1 protein-coding gene and 1 pseudogene are annotated in these 579 nt (G+C 57.5%); one reads left to right on the forward strand and one right to left on the reverse strand.

The window, feature by feature from the left end:
• Nucleotides 1–161, forward strand: a pseudogene (locus A3722_RS24020) (dTDP-glucose 4,6-dehydratase); the annotation flags it as partial.
• Here A3722_RS24020 and A3722_RS15210 read toward each other — a convergent pair.
• A partial coding sequence (locus A3722_RS15210; RefSeq protein ID WP_150120511.1) for a dTDP-glucose 4,6-dehydratase occupies nucleotides 154–579 on the reverse strand: 426 nt, incomplete at its 5' end. The pseudogene A3722_RS24020 and the gene A3722_RS15210 overlap by 8 nt on opposite strands.

Here is a 579-nt window from a genome sequence, read left to right on the forward strand (position 1 = left end):
CCGACGCGCTGCTGCTGGTGTTGGAAAAAGGCACCATGGGGCGCAGCTATAACATCGGCGGGGAGAACGAGGCGCGCAACATCGATCTTGTGAAAACCATCTGTGGGATTTTGGATCAAAAACGCCCCAAAGATGCGCCCTACGCCGATCAGATCACCTTTGATCCTGCACAAAGGTGATCTGATCGGCGTAGGGCGCATCTTTGGGGCGTTTTTGATCCAAAATCCCACAGATGGTTTTCACAAGATCGATGTTGCGCGCCTCGTTCTCCCCGCCGATGTTATAGCTGCGCCCCATGGTGCCTTTTTCCAACACCAGCAGCAGCGCGTCGGCGTGGTCTTCTACATAGAGCCAGTCACGCACGTTGAGCCCCTCGCCGTAGACTGGGATAGGCTTGCCCGCCAAGGCATTCAGGATCACCACCGGCACCAGTTTTTCGGGAAAGTGGAAGGGCCCGTAGTTGTTGGAGCAATTGGTCAACACGACCGGCAGGCCATAGGTCTCATGCCATGCGCGGGCCAAATGGTCGCTGGAGGCTTTGGAGGCGGAGTAGGGCGAGCGCGGGTCATAAGGCGTGTC

It is taken from the genome of Sulfitobacter sp. HI0027 (assembly GCF_001634775.1).
Classification (GTDB): Bacteria; Pseudomonadota; Alphaproteobacteria; order Rhodobacterales; family Rhodobacteraceae; genus Sulfitobacter.